The organism is Pseudomonas sp. XP1, assembly GCF_053557675.1.
Genome location: NZ_JBNRIJ010000013.1, coordinates 1 through 17813, shown reverse-complemented (window position 1 = coordinate 17813; position 17813 = coordinate 1). Strand labels below are relative to the sequence as shown.

Annotated in this window: 13 protein-coding genes; 11 read left to right on the top strand and 2 right to left on the bottom strand. The window is 65.5% G+C overall.

What is annotated here, in order from left to right; genetic code table 11:
• Nucleotides 1–79: 79 nt before the first annotated feature.
• Together ACK1U9_RS13830 and ACK1U9_RS13825 are read right to left on the bottom strand one after the other, a co-directional pair.
• The gene (locus tag ACK1U9_RS13830) at nt 80–391 is read right to left on the bottom strand and encodes a hypothetical protein (protein ID WP_449109951.1); all 312 of its coding nucleotides are present in this window, start codon (nt 389–391) and stop codon (nt 80–82) included.
• A 200-nt stretch (nt 392–591) separates the two neighbouring features.
• Nucleotides 592–2703 carry a TonB-dependent receptor domain-containing protein gene (locus tag ACK1U9_RS13825; protein ID WP_153671500.1) on the bottom strand — a complete coding sequence of 704 codons (2112 nt, stop codon included), beginning with the start codon at nt 2701–2703 and terminating at the stop codon, nt 592–594.
• Nucleotides 2704–3305: 602 nt separating this feature from the next.
• Here ACK1U9_RS13825 and ACK1U9_RS13820 point away from each other — a divergent pair.
• The 11 genes from ACK1U9_RS13820 (at nt 3306) to ACK1U9_RS13770 (ending at nt 17716) form a co-directional block, all read left to right on the top strand.
• Nucleotides 3306–4889: an ABC transporter substrate-binding protein gene (locus ACK1U9_RS13820; RefSeq protein WP_143516059.1), complete on the top strand. Its 1584-nt coding sequence runs from the start codon at nt 3306–3308 to the stop codon at nt 4887–4889.
• Nucleotides 4886–5818, top strand: coding sequence for an ABC transporter permease (locus ACK1U9_RS13815; protein ID WP_108480822.1), 933 nt, complete (start codon nt 4886–4888; stop codon nt 5816–5818). Before ACK1U9_RS13820 ends, ACK1U9_RS13815 begins: the two co-directional genes overlap by 4 nt.
• Before the next feature lie 21 nt (nt 5819–5839).
• Nucleotides 5840–7084: an acyl-CoA dehydrogenase family protein gene (locus ACK1U9_RS13810; RefSeq protein WP_449109950.1), complete on the top strand. Its 1245-nt coding sequence runs from the start codon at nt 5840–5842 to the stop codon at nt 7082–7084.
• A gap of 14 nt (nt 7085–7098) precedes the next feature.
• Nucleotides 7099–8448, top strand: coding sequence for an LLM class flavin-dependent oxidoreductase (locus tag ACK1U9_RS13805; protein WP_153671502.1), 1350 nt, complete (start codon nt 7099–7101; stop codon nt 8446–8448).
• A 45-nt stretch (nt 8449–8493) separates the two neighbouring features.
• Entirely contained in the window at nt 8494–9549 is a 1056-nt protein-coding gene (locus ACK1U9_RS13800; RefSeq protein WP_085599472.1) for an NADP(H)-dependent aldo-keto reductase, read from the top strand.
• Between the two features lie 140 nt (nt 9550–9689).
• Entirely contained in the window at nt 9690–10538 is an 849-nt protein-coding gene (locus ACK1U9_RS13795; protein WP_153671503.1) for an ABC transporter permease, read from the top strand.
• The gene (locus ACK1U9_RS13790; RefSeq protein ID WP_135003121.1) at nt 10535–12184 is read left to right on the top strand and encodes a dipeptide ABC transporter ATP-binding protein; all 1650 of its coding nucleotides are present in this window, start codon (nt 10535–10537) and stop codon (nt 12182–12184) included. Before ACK1U9_RS13795 ends, ACK1U9_RS13790 begins: the two co-directional genes overlap by 4 nt.
• Before the next feature lie 387 nt (nt 12185–12571).
• Complete coding sequence (locus ACK1U9_RS13785; RefSeq protein ID WP_230385066.1) at nt 12572–14164, top strand: ABC transporter substrate-binding protein; 1593 nt, start codon at nt 12572–12574, stop codon at nt 14162–14164.
• Nucleotides 14161–15147, top strand: a complete 987-nt coding sequence (locus tag ACK1U9_RS13780) for an ABC transporter permease (RefSeq protein WP_085705671.1) — start codon at nt 14161–14163, stop codon at nt 15145–15147. Before ACK1U9_RS13785 ends, ACK1U9_RS13780 begins: the two co-directional genes overlap by 4 nt.
• A complete protein-coding gene (locus ACK1U9_RS13775) occupies nt 15144–16007 on the top strand; it encodes an ABC transporter permease (protein WP_108480827.1) in 864 nt (287 codons plus the stop codon). The genes ACK1U9_RS13780 and ACK1U9_RS13775 overlap by 4 nt, the downstream gene beginning before the upstream one ends.
• Nucleotides 16004–17716: a dipeptide ABC transporter ATP-binding protein gene (locus tag ACK1U9_RS13770; protein WP_108480828.1), complete on the top strand. Its 1713-nt coding sequence runs from the start codon at nt 16004–16006 to the stop codon at nt 17714–17716. Before ACK1U9_RS13775 ends, ACK1U9_RS13770 begins: the two co-directional genes overlap by 4 nt.
• The last annotated feature ends 97 nt before the right edge of the window (nt 17717–17813 follow it).

Sequence of the window (17813 nt, the reverse complement as noted above, 5' to 3'; positions counted from 1 at the left end):
CGCTTCGTCTTTCAGGCCTATTATCCTGCTCGGCAAAGCCGGTTCCCGCAGGGCGGAACCTGGTGATAGCACATTCACATCATTGGCGATCTTCCGACAATTTATCCAGCAATGCAACCAAGCGTCGCCGCAGTAGCCCCAGTTCGCGGGATTTGAAGGCGTGTCGGGTCTGTTCGAGCACCTCGGTGGCATCCAGCAAAGCAGCCTGTACCTGCCCGGCCGAGCCCAACTGAACTTCGCCGAGCCAGCGGCAAAGCGGGACGGCGCTGCAATTGCCAGGTGTACTCAGCACCTCACAATCGGGTGCTATAGGCGCCAACAGCTGGCGCAGTTGATCGGCCAGTTCAAGATTGTTGCAGATAATTCTGGTTGCCTGGTTGGACTCGCTCATCAAACTGCATTCCCATATGTTTGGTGTGCTGTTTACAACACCGCCCATGGTGTTTGATTGATTCAGGTCAGTGCTGAAACCTTTCCACTTGCCCTGTGAGGCCTTTCAGTGCGAACAGCGCTCCTTGAAACCGAGCGCCGTGGGGCGGCGCTCTATTTCGGAAGCGTAATGGACGTGCCGTCAAACACATTGCTGCATGGTCAGTACCTGAACTCGACCCCCACGTAAGCGCCAATCCCATCCCCTGGCCAGAACGACGCAGTATCCTGCCCGCGCGCGTTGTACACCGGCGTCACCGCCGTCACGTACGCCTTGTTCGCCAGGTTCTTCAGGTCCAGCGACACCTTCCAGTTGCCCTTCGGCGCCTCATACCCCAGGTTTGCCCCCCAGATGGTGTACGACGGCGCATACAGGGTATTGGCATAGTCCACTGCCGTGCGCGAGGCCGACTGCACGTTGACGCCGGTGTACCAGCCGCTGTGGTCCTGATACTGCAGCTCGCCCTGGTAGATGTGCTTGGGCACGCCCGGCAACTGGTTGTCGCCGAAGGTGTCGTCATGCCGGTAGTAGAAGTCGTTGTAGGTGTACACCTGGCGCCAGCGTACCAGGTCGCCCTGAGAGTTTTCCCAGAGTCGGGTGTTCAGGCCGGCCTCGACACCCTGGTGGATGGTCGGTGAGGCGTTGAAGGCGCCGGTGACCGCTGCCGACGATGACGTGGCGGGGATGATCTGCACATTCAGCAACTCGTCGTGGATCCACGAGCGGTACAGTGCCAGGCTGCCATCGAAGATGCCGTGCGAGCCCTTGATTCCGACCTCGAAGGTGTTGGCCTTCTGCTCCACCAATGGGCGGATGTAAGGCAGGGTCGGCCCGGAGCCAGAGTATTCCCAGGAAGCAGGCGGGTCGATGCTGCGGCTGAAGTTGGTGAATACCTGCAGGTTCGGGCTGAACTCGTAGCGCAGGCCGATGCGCGGGGCGACGCTCCAGTTGTCGTAGTCCACGTGCTGCGGGAAGTTGGTGGTGTTGGGGTTCACCGCGTGGTCGATGTTGATCTTGCGCCGCACGTTGATGAACGACACGCCGCTGGTGAGCCAGAGGTTGTCGACCAGGTTGATATCGTTGCCCAGGGCGATCACCCGGTCGAACGAATCCTTGTAGTTGACCTGCTTGAGCGACACCTTGTCGTCGTTGGCCGAGTTCACCCCGCCTCGCAGGTGCTGGGTGGAGGTGAAGGCGATGCTGCTGCGGCTTTCGTGGCCGAACAGGTAGTCGACCCGGTCGTAGCCCAGCAGCAGGCCGAGGTCGTGCCAGTCCCAGTAACTGGGATTGCTCGGGCTGCGCGGGCTGTTGGTATGACGATAGTCGTGATACGACAGGCCGAAGGTCAGCCGTGCATCGTCGTCAAAGGTATAAGTGGTCTTGCTGCCCACCCAGATGCTGCCCGGGCGGCGCGCACCGGCACCGCTGCTTTCGGCGGTGGCGCTGGCGCGGCGCGGGTGGTGCAGTGCGGCGTCGAGGGTGGTGGCGCTGGGGTCGTTGTGGGTTTCGTCGCGGTAGCGCAGCAGCAGGCGGGTTTCCAGCTTGAGACTGAAGCGGTAGCCGGCATTGGCGACGATGCCCGAGCTCTTCGACAGGCTGTAGTCGCGAAAACCTTCGTTGCGGTAGTTGTCGGCCTGCAGGTAGTAGTCCAGGTCGCCCTCGACCCCACCGTAGCTGATGCTCTGCTTCTGGTAGTGGTAGCTGCCGGCTTCGGCGCGCACGCGCAGGCCGGGGGCACTGTAGCCGCTGTGGTTGACGAAGTTGACCGCGCCGCCGAGGGTCAGCGCGCCATACTGGAAGGCGTTGGCGCCGCGCAGGATCTCGGTGTAGTTCACGCCGCTGGCGTTGAGGAATTCGTAGGGTGTGCCGCCAGGGCCGGTCAGCGGCAGGCCGTCGAACAGGAACTTGATGCCTTCACGGAAATAGCCGGGCGAGGTATTGGCACCGGAGCCGCGGATCGAGATCTTCGCCGCGTCGTTGCCGCCGGTGGACTGCACGAATACCCCGGGCTGGTAGCCGAGGGTGTCCTGCAGTGTGGCAGTGCGGCCTTTGGCGACCTCTTCGCTGTCGACCACGCTGGTGCCGCCGGGCACCTCGGCCAGGGCGCTGGCGGCCTGTTGCACTTCGGATTGCTTGGCGGCCTGCACGGTCACCGTGCCCAGGGTTTGCTCAGCGGCCAGTACCGTGACCGGGGCCAGCAGGGCCGTGGCCGCGGTGGCCAGGGCGGCGTGGCGGATGGCCAGGCGCAGTGGATGGGGTTGAATCGCACGCATTGTTGAATTCCTTGCAAGTCATCGTAGGTCCTCGGCGTTCTATGGGAATAGTCAGGCCTGTCAGAATGGGTGAGAGCAGTTTCTGTGCCAGTTGGCGAAAGGCCGGAAGTTTGGGGATATGGGCAAAGTTTTAGTGTGAAGTGCTGAATAAAACAGCAAATTTTGTTGCACCCATGTTGTTTGTGGAACAGTGCAGGTTATATCCAAATATCCGAATGCCATGGCGCAACCTTTGGGAGCGGCTTTAGCCGCGAACACCGGCGCAGCCGGTGCCATGCAACGCGTTGGATTCTTCGCGACCAAAGCCGCTCCCCCAGGGTTGGATGTTGTCAGCGCAACAGGGATGGAACAGTTTGTATGCTTAATGCGTCAGGCGGTTTTAACTGACCTCAATGAATGCGCAGTGTTAGCGCTGGCACGACAACTGCAATAGCCCTTTATGTAGCCGTCTATATAAAGGGCCCGTTGTGCAGCCGAGTTCCCGATTATTCAATACATGCCTGGTGGCCAGTGCGCTGTTAGTTGCCGCCTGCTCACCCCCCACGTCCGCGCAAAGCCAGGCGCTGCTAAAGGGTGAAGCGCTCAGCGAAGTGAACGGTGTGATGCGCTACCCAGCCAGCGACTTCGTCGAGCAGCAGCCCGGCAAGCGCGGTGGCACCCTGCGCGTGTCGGCGGCGAGCGACGCTGGCAGCTTCGATATACACGCGCTGTCCAACGGCAACATGCAGTGGATGGGCCGCATCCTGTTCGACTGCCTGGTGTACCAGGCCGAGGACGGCACCCTCACGCCGTGGCTGGCAAAAAGCTGGGACATCAGCGCCGACGGCCTGACCTACACCTTCCACCTGCGTGACGACGTCACTTTCAGCGATGGCGAGCGCTTCAACGCCGAGGCGGTGCGGGTCAACCTCGAACACATGCGTGACCCCGCGACCAAGTCGCCACTGGCCGCCGCCTATATCGCGCCGTACCTGCAGGGGCGGGTGGTGGACGAGTACACATTCGAGGCGACCCTGCGTGCGCCCTATGCGCCGTTTCTCGATGTGCTGTCGCAGGCCTGGCTGGGGATGATCTCGCCACGGCAGATCCTCGAGGCGCCGAAGACCATCGCCAGCCAGCCCATCGGCACCGGGCCTTTCGTGCTGACCGGCTGGGTGCGCGATCAGCGTGCCAGCTTTGGCCGCCGCCCGGGGTACGACTGGGCACCGCCGGCGATCAACCACCAGGGTGAGGCCTATCTGGACGGCATCGAACTGAGCTACGTGCCCGAAGCGATGATCCGCTACACCTCGCTGGAAGCTGCCGACAACGACATGGCCCTGGACGCACCGGCGCAGAATGCCGCGGCGATCCGTGCCAACCCGCAGCTGACCCTGCGCAACCGCATTCGCAAGGGCAACCCGTCGCGCAGCATCACCTTCAATGTCGACCGCGCGCCGTTCGATGACGTGCGGGTGCGCCAGGCCGTTGCCAAGGCCATCGACCGTGATGGCCTGGCGTGGATCTCCGGCTTCGGCGAGTACCTGGCCAAGGGGGATTTCCTCGCCGTGAATACCCCCGATTATGACCCGGTGGCCCGCGAGGCCCTGGCCTTCGACCCGGTCGAAGCAGGGCGCTTGCTCGACGCCGCCGGCTGGACCGGGCGTGACGGCGAAGGCTATCGCAGCCGTGATGGTCGGCGCCTCGGGGCGACCTTGCTGACCTATGACAACCCGGCGTTTCCGGCCAATGTCCCGGTGGCTGCCCAGGCAGACCTGCGCAAGGTCGGCTTCGACCTGCGCATCGAGCTGCTGCCGCTCAGCAAGGTCATGGAGCTGCGTTACCTCGGCAACTTCGACGCCATCGGCGGCGGCTACTGGCACACCAACACGGCCGATGGCCTGTACATCCTCTATCACAGCCAATCGATCCCCAGCACACGAATGATCGGCCAGAACGTCGGCCACTTCCGTGATGCCACCCTCGACCAGTTGCTCGCTGCCGCCCGGCGCAGCACCGACCCGACGCAACGCCGCGAGCTGTATCGCCAGGCCCAGCAACGCCTGGGCGAGACCGTGCCGGCTGTGCCCTCGGTAGAAAGCCAGATGCTGCTGGCCTACCGCAACACGGTCGGCGGCGTGCTGTTCGATGGTTCGCATAACGTTCCCCTGTTCACCAGCGTGTGGCTGGCAAAGGAGCAACCATGAAACTGCTGGCGATCCTGCTGCGCCGCCTGCGTGACGGTGTGATCGTGCTATGGGCGGCGGCCAGCCTGACCTTCCTCGGCATGCAGCACAGCGGTGGCGACACTGCCCTGGCGATCCTCGGCGGCCCGGATGCCATGCCGAGCGAAGCGCTGCTGGCGCAGGTGCGCGCCGAGTACGGCCTCGATCAACCGCTGTGGGTGCAATACGGCCACTACCTGGCGCGCCTGGCCAAGGGTGACCTGGGCGAGTCGTACCGGTTGCGCATACCGGTCGGCCAGGCGATCGGCGAGCAGGCTGCCGCGACCCTGGCGCTGGCCAGCAGCGCAGCGGTGCTGGCGGTGCTGCTGGCGGTGGCTTCGGCGCTGCTCACCGCCAACCGCGGGCGGCGTTTGCGGGCGGTGGTGTCGGGCATCGAGCTGCTGTTGTCTTCGGCCCCCAACTTCGTGATCGGCACGGTGCTGCTGCTGGCCTTCGCGTTCCATTTCCATTGGCTACCGCCGTCCGGGTCCAGCGGTTGGCGCTCGCTGGTGCTCCCGAGCCTGGCCCTGGCGCTGCCGATCGCAGCGGTGCTTGCCCAGGTGTTGCGCCAGTCGCTGGAGCAGGTGCTGGAACAACCCTTCATCACCCAGGCCCGCGCACGTGGCATGGGGGATATCGCTGTACGCCTGCGCCACGCCCTGCGCCATGCCCTGGTGCCGCTGGTGACCCTGGCCGGCTACGTGTTCGCCAGCCTGCTCGGCGGCGCCGTGGTGCTGGAACTGCTGTTCGGCCGCCAAGGCATTGGCCGTTTGATGCTCGACGCTACCGCCAGCAAGGACGTGCCCCTGGTGCTTGGCGTAACCCTGCTGGCGGCAGCGATCTACGTACTGGTCAACCTGCTGGTGGACCTGGCGACCCAGGCCATCGACCCGCGTACCGCACGCGTCTGAATTCACGAGAAAGGAACCATCATGAGCCAAACCACGATTACCGATGCCGAACTGGATGCGCGTTTTGCGCCGATCTACGCGCGTATTGCCGAAGGCGCGGTAGCCCGCGAGCAGCAGCGCACCCTGGCCCATGAGCCAGTGGCCTGGTTGCGCAAGGCCCGCTTCGGCGCCCTGCGCGTGCCACGCAGCCACGGCGGCTCAGGCGCAACCTTGCCACAGTTGCTGCGCCAGCTGGTGCGTCTGGGGCAAGCCGACTCCAACCTGCCGCAGATCTTCCGTGCCCACTTCGGTTTCGTCGAAGGGCGGCTGTCGTCAGGCGATGCTGCCTCCCAGGACTACTGGTTCGCCCGCGTGGTTGCCGGTGAACTGTGGGGCGCGGCCATGGCCGAGCGCACCGACAGTACCGGCAATACCGTGCAGTTGCGCGAAGACGAAGGTGGTTACCGCCTGGACGGCGAAAAGTACTACTGCACCGGCACGTTGTACGCCGATTGGGTGGCGGCAGTGGCCAACCATGGCGACGACTTTGTCAGCCTCGTGGTACCGACCGGTGCGCCGGGCGTGGAGCGGGTCGACGACTGGGACGGCTTCGGCCAGCGGCTGACTGGCAGTGGCACCACCCGTTTCACCCGGGTCAGGGTGCAGCCGCAGCATTTGCTGCGCCGTTTCGCCAAGGGCGAATTGCGTGTCGAGTCGTACCTCACCGCGTTCTACCAGGCGGTGCATCTGGCCACCCTGGCGGGTATCGGCCAGGCGGTACTGGCCGATGCGGTAGCGTTCGTCCAGGGCCGCACCCGTGCCTTCGGTGTGCCGGGGCAGTCACAGCCGGCTGCAGATCCGCGAGTGCAGGCGGTGATCGGTCGCCTGTCGAGCCTGGCCTTCGCCGCCAATGCGCAAGTCACCGCCGTGGGCAAGAGCCTGCAGGCAGTGTACGAAGCCGGCCAGCAAGGGGAGGTAGCCGAGCAGCTTTACACCGACGCCGAGATCCATGCCTTCCAGGCGCAGCAGATCGTCCTGCCGCAAGTGCTGGAAGCAAGCACCTTGCTGTTCGAAGTCGGCGGCGCATCGGCTACCAGCAATGCCCGGCGCCTCGACCGCCACTGGCGCAATGCACGCACGCTGGCTTCGCACAACCCGGCGATCTACCGCGAGCAGGCGTTGGGCAACTACTACCTCAATGGCATCAGCCCGGCCCAGGCCTGGCGTGCCCTTCATGCCAGTGCCAGCGAAGGGCAGGGCAGCGGCGACGAAGCCAGTGCAGTCTGATCAGGAGAACCGGCATGACCACGAAACAGATGAGCCTGGGCATGAACATCCTCGGCTTCGGCTCGCATTCCGGCGCCTGGCGCCAGGGTGAGGCGGCAATCGACGCCTATATCGACGTCAACTATTACCGCGATATCGCGCGTATTTCCGAGCGCGGTTGCCTGGATGCGATCTTCCTTGCCGATGGCCCGGCGTTGCCGCCGGATGTGTCCGCCCAGCCAGGCGGGCGCCTGGAGCCGACCGTGCTGCTTACCGCAGTGGCGGCCGCCACCGAGCGCATCGGCGTGATCGCGACCTGCTCCAGCACTTACAACGAACCTTTCAACCTGGCCCGGCGAATTGCCTCGCTGGACCACATCAGCGGCGGTCGCGCAGCCTGGAATGTGGTGACCAATGCCGGTGACGCGGCAGCACAGAACTTCGGCCTGGCTGGTGCGCCATTGCATGTGGACCGCTACGGGCGGGCCGAGGAGTTCGTCGACGTGACCCTGAAGCTTTGGGACAGCTGGGAGGATGACGCGATCATCGGTGACCGCAGCGCCGGCCGTTTTGCCGACCCGGGCAAGGTCCACACCCTGGATTTCAAGGGCAAGCACTTTCAGGTCAAGGGGCCGCTGAACCTGCCGCGTTCGCCGCAGGGCAGGCCGGTACTGGTGCAGGCCGGCTCTTCCGAAGGTGGCAAGGCACTGGGTTCGCGCTATGCCGATGCGATCTTCACCACCCAGACCACCCTGGCCGACGGGCAGGCGTTCTATCGGGAGATGAAGGCACGGGCCAAAGCCTGGGGGCGTGACCCGCAGCACCTGAAGATCATGCCCGGGCTGTCGACCGTGATTGGCAGCACCGAGGCCGAGGCCCATGCACGTTTCGATGAGCTCAATGCCTGGCATGGAGAGCACGGCCTGTTGCAGCAGGTCGCGGGGCGTATCGGCATCGATGCCAGCGAGCTGGATCCGGATGCGCCATTGCCCTGGGCACGGATTGGCGCGGTGGCAGATTTCGAGCGCGGGTCGCATGGTTTTCTGGAGGCCCAGTTGAACCTGGCGCGCAGCGAGAACCTGACCATTCGCCAGCTGTCCCGGCGGATTCTGGTCGGGCACCGGTTGGCCGTCGGTACCCCGGAACAGGTTGCCGATACCTTGGCCGAGTGGTTCCTGGCAGGGGCGGGGGATGGTTTCAACATCATGCCCGACATGTTCCCGTCGGGTGCTCGGGTGTTCGTCGAAGAGGTGGTACCGCTGCTGCAGAAGCGTGGGTTGTTCCGCACCGAATACACCGGCACCACCCTGCGTGAGCACCTGGGGTTGCCCAAAGCAGTGAACCAGTTTGCACAAGCCCGACGCGAGACCGCACGGGCTGTCTGAGGGCTGCCGCCCAGACATCAACGCATCATCCAAGGACTCGATACCATGCGCTACCGCCCACTCGGCCACACCAACCTGCAAGTCAGCCTGCTCAGCCTCGGCACCATGACCTGGGGGCACCAGAACAGCGAACAGGATGCTCACCAGCAACTGGACGCTGCCCTTGCTGCAGGCATCAACTTCATCGACACCGCCGAGATGTACCCCACACCTACCCGCGCTGAAACCTGGACCACCACCGAGCGCTACATCGGCACCTGGCTGGCGGCCCGCGGCAACCGCGACAAGGTCCTGCTGGCCAGCAAGATCGCCGGCCCGGCCCGCGACCCCGGTGGCCAGGTGCACATTCGCGATGGCTTGTCGCACCACGACCGCAAGAACATCGTCGCGGCCCTGGAGGGCAGCCTGCGCCGCCTGCAAACCGACTACCTGGACCTCTACCAACTGCACTGGCCCGACCGCACCAGCAACTTCTTCGGCATCCGTGAATACCCCTACGTCGACGACCATCCGCAGACGGCAGCCATCGAAGAAACCCTTGCGGTACTGGACGAACAGGTCAAGGCCGGCAAGGTGCGCAATATCGGTGTCTCCAACGAAACACCGTGGGGCGTGGCGCAGTTTCTGCGGCACAGCGAGGACAAGGGCCTGGCGCGGATTGCCAGCATCCAGAACCCGTACAGCCTGCTCAATCGCTTGTATGAAAACGGCCTGTCGGAGTTCAGCCATCGTGAAGGGGTGAGCCTGCTGGCCTATTCGCCGCTGGCGTTCGGAGCGTTGACCGGCAAGTACCTGAACGGGGCGCGGCCGGAGGGGTCGCGATTGTCGTCGGTGTATCGCACGTTCAATCGCTACGGCAGCGAGGAGGCCAACAACGCGATTGCCAGCTACGTGCGGATTGCGCGGGAGCATGGGCTGACACCGGCGCAACTGGCCCTGGCTTTCGTCATACGCCAGCCGTTCGTGGCCAGTGCAATTACCGGGCAGACCAACTTGCTGCAGCTGCAGGAAAACCTGAGTGCGCTGGATGTGCAACTGAGCGACGAAGTACTGGCCGAGATCCAGGCCGTGCACCGCCGTATTCCCAACCCGGCGCCGTAGCCCACATGGCAAGGGCTTCGCCCTTGTTCGCGGCTGAAGCCGCTCCCACAAGGACCGCACGGATTCAGCCTTTGCGGTGATCCTGTGGGAGCGGGTTTACCCGCGAAAAGGCCAGTACAGGCGACACAAGAAGGACAGACATGAACGCGATCGTATCCATACCAAACACAGTGATCAGCGGGTGGCAGGTTCGCCCTGGCCTGGCGCTGGCCTGGATCACATTGGGCCTGATACTGCTGGCAGTAACCTTCCCCAACTGGCTCTCGCCAACCGACCCGTTGGCCGCCGACGCCCGTCTGGCGTACTACCCGCCAAGCCCCGGCTTTTGGCTGGGCACTGACGAGAACGGCCGCGACGTCCTCAGCCGCCTGATCCATGGCGCCCGCCCATCGCTCTTCATCGGCCTGGCCGCCACCCTGGTCGGGCTCGGCCTGGGCACGCTGCTCGGCTTGCTCGCCGGCCTGGCTCCAGCCTGGCTGGACAACCTGCTGATGCGCGCCGTCGATGTGCTGCTGGCCTTCCCGGACCTGCTACTGGCGCTGGTCATCATCACCCTGTTCGGCCAAGGCACCAGCAACTTGATCTTTGCCGTCGGCATCGCCTCGGTGCCGCGCTATGCGCGCCTGGTACGCGCCCAGACCCTGACCATCCGGCGTGCCAGCTTCGTCGAAGCAGCGGTCACGCTGGGCCGCAGGCCCCTGGCAGTGGTGTGCTGGCATGTGCTGCCCAACGCAGCCCAACCCGTGCTGATCCTGGCCTGCATCGGCCTGGGTGGCGCCATCACCGCTGCTGCCGCACTGAGCTTCCTCGGCTTCGGTGCACCACCTCCCGCGCCAGAGTGGGGCGCGATGATGGCAGTGGCGCGCAACTTCATGGCCAACGCGCCCTGGCTGATGGCCTGGCCTGCGCTGGCGATCACCCTGACCGTCATTTCCATCACCGTCATCGGCCGAGACTGGCTGCGCCGTAGCGAGGGCAGACGCGCATGAGCATTTTCGAGAAGAACCAGGCACCACTGGTGGACATCCGCGGCCTGCATGTGAGCTTCAATGGTGTGCCAGTGGTGCACGGTGTCGACCTGCAGTTGCGCGCAGGCCAGTGCCTGGCACTGGTGGGCGAATCGGGCTCGGGCAAGAGTGTCACGGCGCGTACCTTGGTCGGCCTGACCGGGACCGGTGCCCATGTGCAGGCGCAGCGCCTGGCCTTTGCCGGGCAGGACCTGCGCCAGTTCGATGAGCGCGCGTGGCAGCGCTTGCGGGGCGAGCACATCGGCTTTGTCATGCAAGATGCGCTGGGTTCGCTCGACCCGCTGCGTCGCGTGGGGGCAGAGATCGAAGAGCCATTGCTGTTGCACACCAACCTGGCCGCGGAGCAGCGCCGTCTGCGGGTACTTGAGCTATTGCGCCAGGTCGGGGTGCCTGAGCCCGAAGTCCGTGCCCGGCAATACCCGTGGCAGCTCTCCGGAGGCCTCAGGCAGCGCGCCCTGATCGCCTCGGCCATCGCCTGTCAGCCACGGCTGTTGATCGCTGACGAACCCACCACCGCGCTGGACGCCACGGTGCAGGCGCAGATTCTCGACCTGCTTGAGCACCTGCGCGAGCGCGACAACAGCCTGTTGATGGTCAGCCATGACCTGGCCGTGGTCGCGCGCCTGGCCGACTGGGTGGCGGTTATGCGCCATGGGGTGGTGGTGGAGCAGGGCAGTGTCGAACAGGTCCTGCAGGACCCGCAGGACCCCTACACCCAGCGCCTGCTGAGCGCGGCTCGGGCGGTACATTTCAAACGTCCGGCGGCGCCGGCCCTGGCGCTGGTGGAGGATGGCGTGGACGAGCAACCCGTGGTGCTGGAGGCGCGTGGCCTGAGCAAGGCCTTTGTCGGGCCGGACGGTCGGCTGCGTCAGGTGCTGGACGGTGTGTCGCTGCAATTGCGCGCCGGGCAAACCCTTGGTGTGGTGGGCGAGTCCGGTTCCGGCAAGAGCACGCTGGGGCGCATCCTGCTGGGGCTGGAGCGGCCGGAGCAAGGCAGCCTGCAACTGGCCGGGCAGGATTGGCTTGCGTTGTCTGCTGCGCAGCAGCGCCAGGCACGGCAGGGAATCCAGGTGGTGTTCCAGGACCCGCAGGCTTCGTTCGACCCACGCTATACCGTGCTGCGGGTATTGGCCGAGGCGCTGGCGCATGCGGGTGTACCGCGTGCGTTGCAGCGCACCGAGGCGGCGGCTCTGCTGGAGCGTGTGCAGTTGCCGGTGGGGTTGCTCGACCGCCGCCCGCTGGAGTTGTCGGGCGGGCAGCGGCAGCGCATCGCGATTGCCCGGGCGCTGGCCATGAAGCCCAGGGTGCTGGTGCTGGACGAACCGGTTTCGGCGCTGGATGTATCGGTGCAGGCGCGAATCCTGGCATTGCTGGCCGAGCTCAAGGCGGAGTTGAACCTGGCTTGCCTGTTCATCTCCCACGACCTTGGGGTGGTGGAGCAGGTCAGCGACCAGGTATTGGTGATGCAAGGGGGAAGGGTGGTGGAGCAAGGGGCGGCAGCCCAGGTGCTCGGCCAGCCGCGTCAGGCCTATACCCGCGCCTTGCTCGACGCCGTGCCTCATCTTCCGGCGGCGCGGCCAAGCTGGTTTGCTCGGATTGCCGTGTAAACCTGTGCCAGCCCTGACGCGGGCAAGGCCGCTTTTGTTGAACTGCACATAACTCGTTAAATGAGCAGGGACACTGTGGGAGCGGCTTTAGCCGCTCCTGCAGGATCACTACAGGCTTCAAGGCTGTGGGGGCGGGCTGGCCCGCGAAGTGGCAGGAACAGCCAATCGAGAAATCTTAATGATCACAAACAAAACAAAGTTCACTGTCGCCCCACCAACACCCCGCGGACACTTTGCCCCGGCAACAGCACCTCACCCTCGGCAAACTCCAGCAAAATCAATCCCTTGAACCCGGCACAACTCCTGCAACAGGCCTATCGAAGCCCAGTCCCCGCAGGAGCGCCCTTGAACACACCCATCCTCCCCCTGATCCCGCTCTGCACCGCACTGGCCTTGCTCGGCTGCGAAAAAACCGAACAGCACGCCGCGCAAAGCACCACGCCACAGCAGGGCGGCACCCTGGTCTATGCCACCGACCGCGAGCCCACCTGCCTGGACCCCCATGTAGCTGGCGACATGCCGCAGGTTTTCATTGCCCAGCAGTACCTCGATTCGTTGGTGTCGATGGACAGCAACGGCCAGATCGGCCCCTGGCTGGCGACGAGCTGGGAGGTTTCGCCAGATGGCCTGCGCTACACCTTCCACCTGCGCCGCGACGTGCAATTCACCGACGGCACGCCGTTCAATGCCGAAGCGGTCAAGGCCAACCTCGACCACATGGCAAACCCCAAGACCCAATCCAGTACCGCCGGTGGCTACATCCGTCAGTACCGCGGCACCAAGGTGCTCGACGCCTACACGGCCGAAGTTACTCTGGCGACGCCCTATGCGGCTTTCCTCGAAGTGTTGGCCCAGGGCTTTCTCGGCATCCAGTCGCCCACCGCATTGCTACGCAGCCGTGACCAGAACTGCGAAAGCCCGGTCGGCAGCGGGCCGTTCAAGGTGGTGCGCTGGGACCGGCAGAACCAGGTGGAACTGGTGCGCAACCCGGCCTACAACTGGGCGCCACCTACCGCACGGCATCAAGGCCCGGCGTACCTGGAACGCATCGTCTGGAAGTTCATCCAGGAGCCGTCGGTGCGCTTCGCCTCGCTGCAGGCCGGTGAGGTCGATGTGATCGAAGCATTGCCGCCAGAGTCGCACGAAGCAGCACGGCGCAACCCGGACCTGGAACTGATCATCGCCCAGCGCCCGGGCAACCCCACCAATGGCACCTTCAACCTGCGCCGTGCGCCATTCGATGACATCCGTGTACGCGAGGCCTTCGTTCGCAGCGCTGATGTCGAGGGTGCACTGAAGAGTGTGTACTTCGGCGAGTTCCCTCGCGCCGGTGGCCCGCTGAGTTTGGCCACGCCGTTCTACAGCGGTGACTTCGAGCGCAGCCAGGACTACGACCCGGCCCGCGCCGCAAGGCTGCTCGACGAGGCTGGCTGGACCGACCGCGACAGCGAAGGCTACCGCACCAGGAACGGCCAGCGGCTGCGCGCCGTCGTGCTGATCGGTGCGCGCACGCCGCCGTCGGAACTGACCCTGTGGGAGCAGGTACAGGCCACTACCCGGCAGGCTGGCCTGGAGCTGGTGCTGGACCAGATGAGCGATGCCCAGGTCACCGCCCGCCAGGCCGCCTGGGACTATGACATCCGCATCGGCTACTGGAACACCAACACCCCTGACGTGCTGCGCATCATCTTCACCACCGCGTTCGTGCAGCCAGCCGGGGTGGGCGGCTATCACCAGAACTCCTCCGGCTACGCCGACCCGGGCTACGACGCACTGCTCGACAGTGCCCTGGCCACCCAGGACGCAGGCCTGCGGCGCCAGCGCTACTTCCAGGCACAGCAACAGGCCGCCGCGCAGTACCTGCAACTCACCACGTACCCACAAAGCACGCGCCTGGGTATCTACAAGACCGCCCATGGCGTGCGACTGGAGCCTTCGCTGGCGGTGACCTACCTCTATGACGCATGGGTGAACAAATGACTACGACGACACTCGCGGTGACCGACCCGCGCCGCGAACGCCTGGCAGCCCTGGGCCGTCGCGCCGCCATTCGCCTGGCCGGTGGCGTGCTGGTGCTGTGGGCGGTGGCGACCCTGACTTTCTTCGCACTGCGGCTGATGCCGGGTGACCCGGTGCTGGCGATTCTAGGTGGCCCCAGTGGCAACCCGACACCAGAAGCGATTGAAGCCGCGCGCGTGGAGTACGGCCTCGACAAGCCGTTGGCCGTGCAGTACGTGTTCTACCTCGGGCGCCTGCTGCAAGGTGACTTGGGTGTTTCCTACTCGCAGCACCTGCCGGTCACCCGTGTGCTGGCCGAGCAGGGCGGGGCAACCTTGGAGCTGACCATCGCCGCCCTGCTGCTGGCCTGGGTGCTGGTGCTGCTGCTGACAGTGGTCACTGCCGGGCGCGGCAGGCTGGTCGGCGGCATCGCCTCGCTGGCCGAAACCCTGAGCGCGGCGCTGCCGCACTTCTGGCTTGGCGTGGTGCTGCTGGCAGTATTCGCCTTCGGCCTTCGCTGGTTCCCGCCGGCCGGTAGCGACAGCTTCGCCAGCCTGATACTTCCGGCGTTTTCCCTGGCGATTCCGTTGGCAGGTTTCATTGCCCAGGTCACCCGGGAGTCGCTGGAACTGACCCTCGATCAACCCTTCGTCCTCACGGCCCGCACACGTGGCCTCAGCGACCTGGCCGTGCGTTTTCGGCATGCCTTGCGCCATGCCTTGCTGCCAGGTGTGTCGCTGTCGGGCTGGGCCATCGGCGCGCTGATCAGTGGTGCGGTGGTATGCGAGGTGATCTTTTCCCGCAAGGGGGTGGGCCGACAGCTGTACCAGGCGGTGCAGGCCCAGGACCTGCCGCTGGTGATCGGCATCAGCCTGGTAGTGGCGGCCGGCTATGTGCTGGCGAACATTCTGGTCGACCTGCTGTACCAGTGGATCGACCCTCGGCAGCAGGAGGCTGCAGCATGACAGACCTGACCCATGGCCAAGTGCTCGCGCCATTGCGTCGGCAGCGCCAACTGAAACTGCCGCCGCTGGGCGCAAGCCTGGCGATCCTGTTCCTGTTCGCATTGCTTCTGGCCGCGTTGGCGCCGGGGCTGTTCACCCGCATCGACCCATTGGCCATCGTACCGCGGGAGGCTTTCCAGCCGCCCAGCTGGGCGCACTGGCTGGGTACCGACCAGTCAGGCCGCGACATCTTCGCGCGGATTATTCACGGCGCACGCCAGAGCCTGCTGATCGGCCTCGCGGCTACGGCCATTTCCATGGTTATCGCCATCGCCCTCGGCCTGCTCGGTGGCCTTGGCGGCGCACGCGTGGACCGTGCGGTGGGCTGGTTGCTGGAAGTGCTGTTCGCCTTCCCCAGCCTGGTGCTGGCGCTGCTGTTCGTGGCGGTGTTCGGCAGCGGCGTCGGCCCGTTGATCGTCGCCACCGGGCTGGGCGGTGCGCCGGGGTATGCGCGCATGGTCCGTGGTCAGGTGCTGGCGGTACGCAACGCCGGCTACATCGAGGCGGCACGGGCGTTGGGGCACCCGACTTCGCGCATCGTGCTGCGCCAGTTGCTGCCCAACGCCATGCGGCCATTGGTGGTGACGCTGACCATGGGCGTTGGCCAGGCCATCGTCTGGGCCTCGGCGCTGAGCTTCCTCGGCCTGGGCGCGCGGCCGCCGGCGCCGGAGTGGGGGACCATGTTGTCCATGGGGCGTGACTTCATCGCCAATGCCTGGTGGCTCACCTTCTTCCCTGGCCTGTTCATCGTCCTCACCACCCTGGCAACGACGGTGACTGGCCGCTATATCCAACAACGCCTGGAGGGGCGCCTGCCATGAGCGACAAGACCCTGATCGTCGAAGGGCTGAACGTGGCCTTTGATGGCGCCAGCGTGGTTCGTGATCTGTCCTTCACCTTGCCGCCTGGCCGTTGCCTGGCCTTGGTCGGCGAGTCTGGCTCGGGCAAGAGCGTCAGTGCCCGCTGCCTGGTGGGGCTGGCCGGAGGGCGAGCGCAGGTGAGTGCCCGTCGCTTGAGTTTCGGCGACCACGACCTGCTCGACCTCAGCGAGCGCCAGTGGCGCGCCGTGCGTGGCAAGGATATCGGCTTCGTGCTGCAGGACGCGCTGGTATCGCTTGACCCGCTGCGGCCGGTGGGCAAGGAAATTCTCGAAGTGCTGCAGACACACGGATACGGTGACCGCCACACCCGCCCTGCGCGTATGCATGAGTTGCTCGAGCGGGTAGGCGTGCCTGACGTGCAGCTGCGTGCCCGCCAGCGGCCCGGGCAGTTGTCCGGTGGCCTGCGCCAGCGTGCACTGATCGCCAGTGCCCTGGCCCTGGACCCCGCGCTGGTGATCGCCGACGAGCCGACCACCGCGCTGGACGCCACCGTGCAGGCGCAGATTCTCGAAGTGTTCCAGCAGATAAAGGCCCGTGGTGCCTCGCTGCTGATCATCAGCCACGACCTTGCAGTGGTCGCCCAGCTGGCCGATGAGGTGGTGGTGCTGCGCCATGGCGAAGTGGTGGAGCAGGGGCCGATGCAGCAGGTGCTGCGCCAGCCGCGTCACGCCTATACCCAGGCCTTGCTGGCGGCAGTACCGGCCGAGCACCCGCGCGGTAGCCGGCTGTCACCCGAGCGGGTTGGCCTGCGCAGTGAGCCGCGGGCGCGCGCGCGCAGCGACGTGCTGCTTGAAGGCCGTGGCCTGGGCAAGCGCTACCTCGGCCCGGACGGGCTGGTGCGGCAGGTGGTGCAGGGCGTCGACTTCACCCTGCGTGCCGGGCGCACCTTGGGCATTGTCGGCGAATCCGGCTCGGGCAAGACCACGGTGGCACGCATCGCCCTCGGCCTGCTGCAGCCCGATGAGGGCGAAGTGCTTTATCGCAGGCAGCCCTGGAACCGCCCGGCCAACGCCGTGAGCGAGGCAGTGCGCAGGCCATTGCGTCGCGAGATCAGCGTGATCTACCAGGACCCGCTGGGCTCGTTCGACCCGCGCTGGAGCGTGGCGCAGATTCTTGATGACGCCTTGCAGGTGGCCGGTATCGAGGCACCAGCCAGGCCCGCACGTATCGCTGTGCTGCTCAACCAGGTGCGCTTGCCGGCAGAACTCGGCCAGCGCAGACCGTTGCAACTATCGGGCGGCCAGCGCCAGCGGGTGGCAATCGCCCGGGCGATCGCCAGCGAACCCAAGGTGATCATCTGCGACGAGCCGGTGTCGGCCCTGGACGTGTCGGTGCAGGCCCAGGTGCTCGACCTGCTGGCCGACCTGCAGGACGAACTGGGCCTGGCCTACCTGTTCATCTCCCACGACCTGGGGGTGATCCGCCATGTCAGCGACGACGTGCTGGTGATGCGCCACGGTCAGGTGGTGGAGCAGGCACCGGTCGAGCAGTTGTTCGATAACCCGGCACACGAATACACCCAGCGCTTGCTCGGCGCGGTGCCGCGCCTGCCCGGCAGCGGCGCCGAACTGGTGGTGCCGCCGCTGGACCTGGAACACGAAGCCTTCGACCTGTTCGACGAAACCCGCCTGTGGAAGATCGCGATTTGAACTGAGACGCCAAGCCCTGCGCCGACCCCTGTGGGAGCCGCGCTTGCCGGCGATGGGCCGCGAAGCGGCCCCAGGATTTCAAGGCTGTTGCATGAAT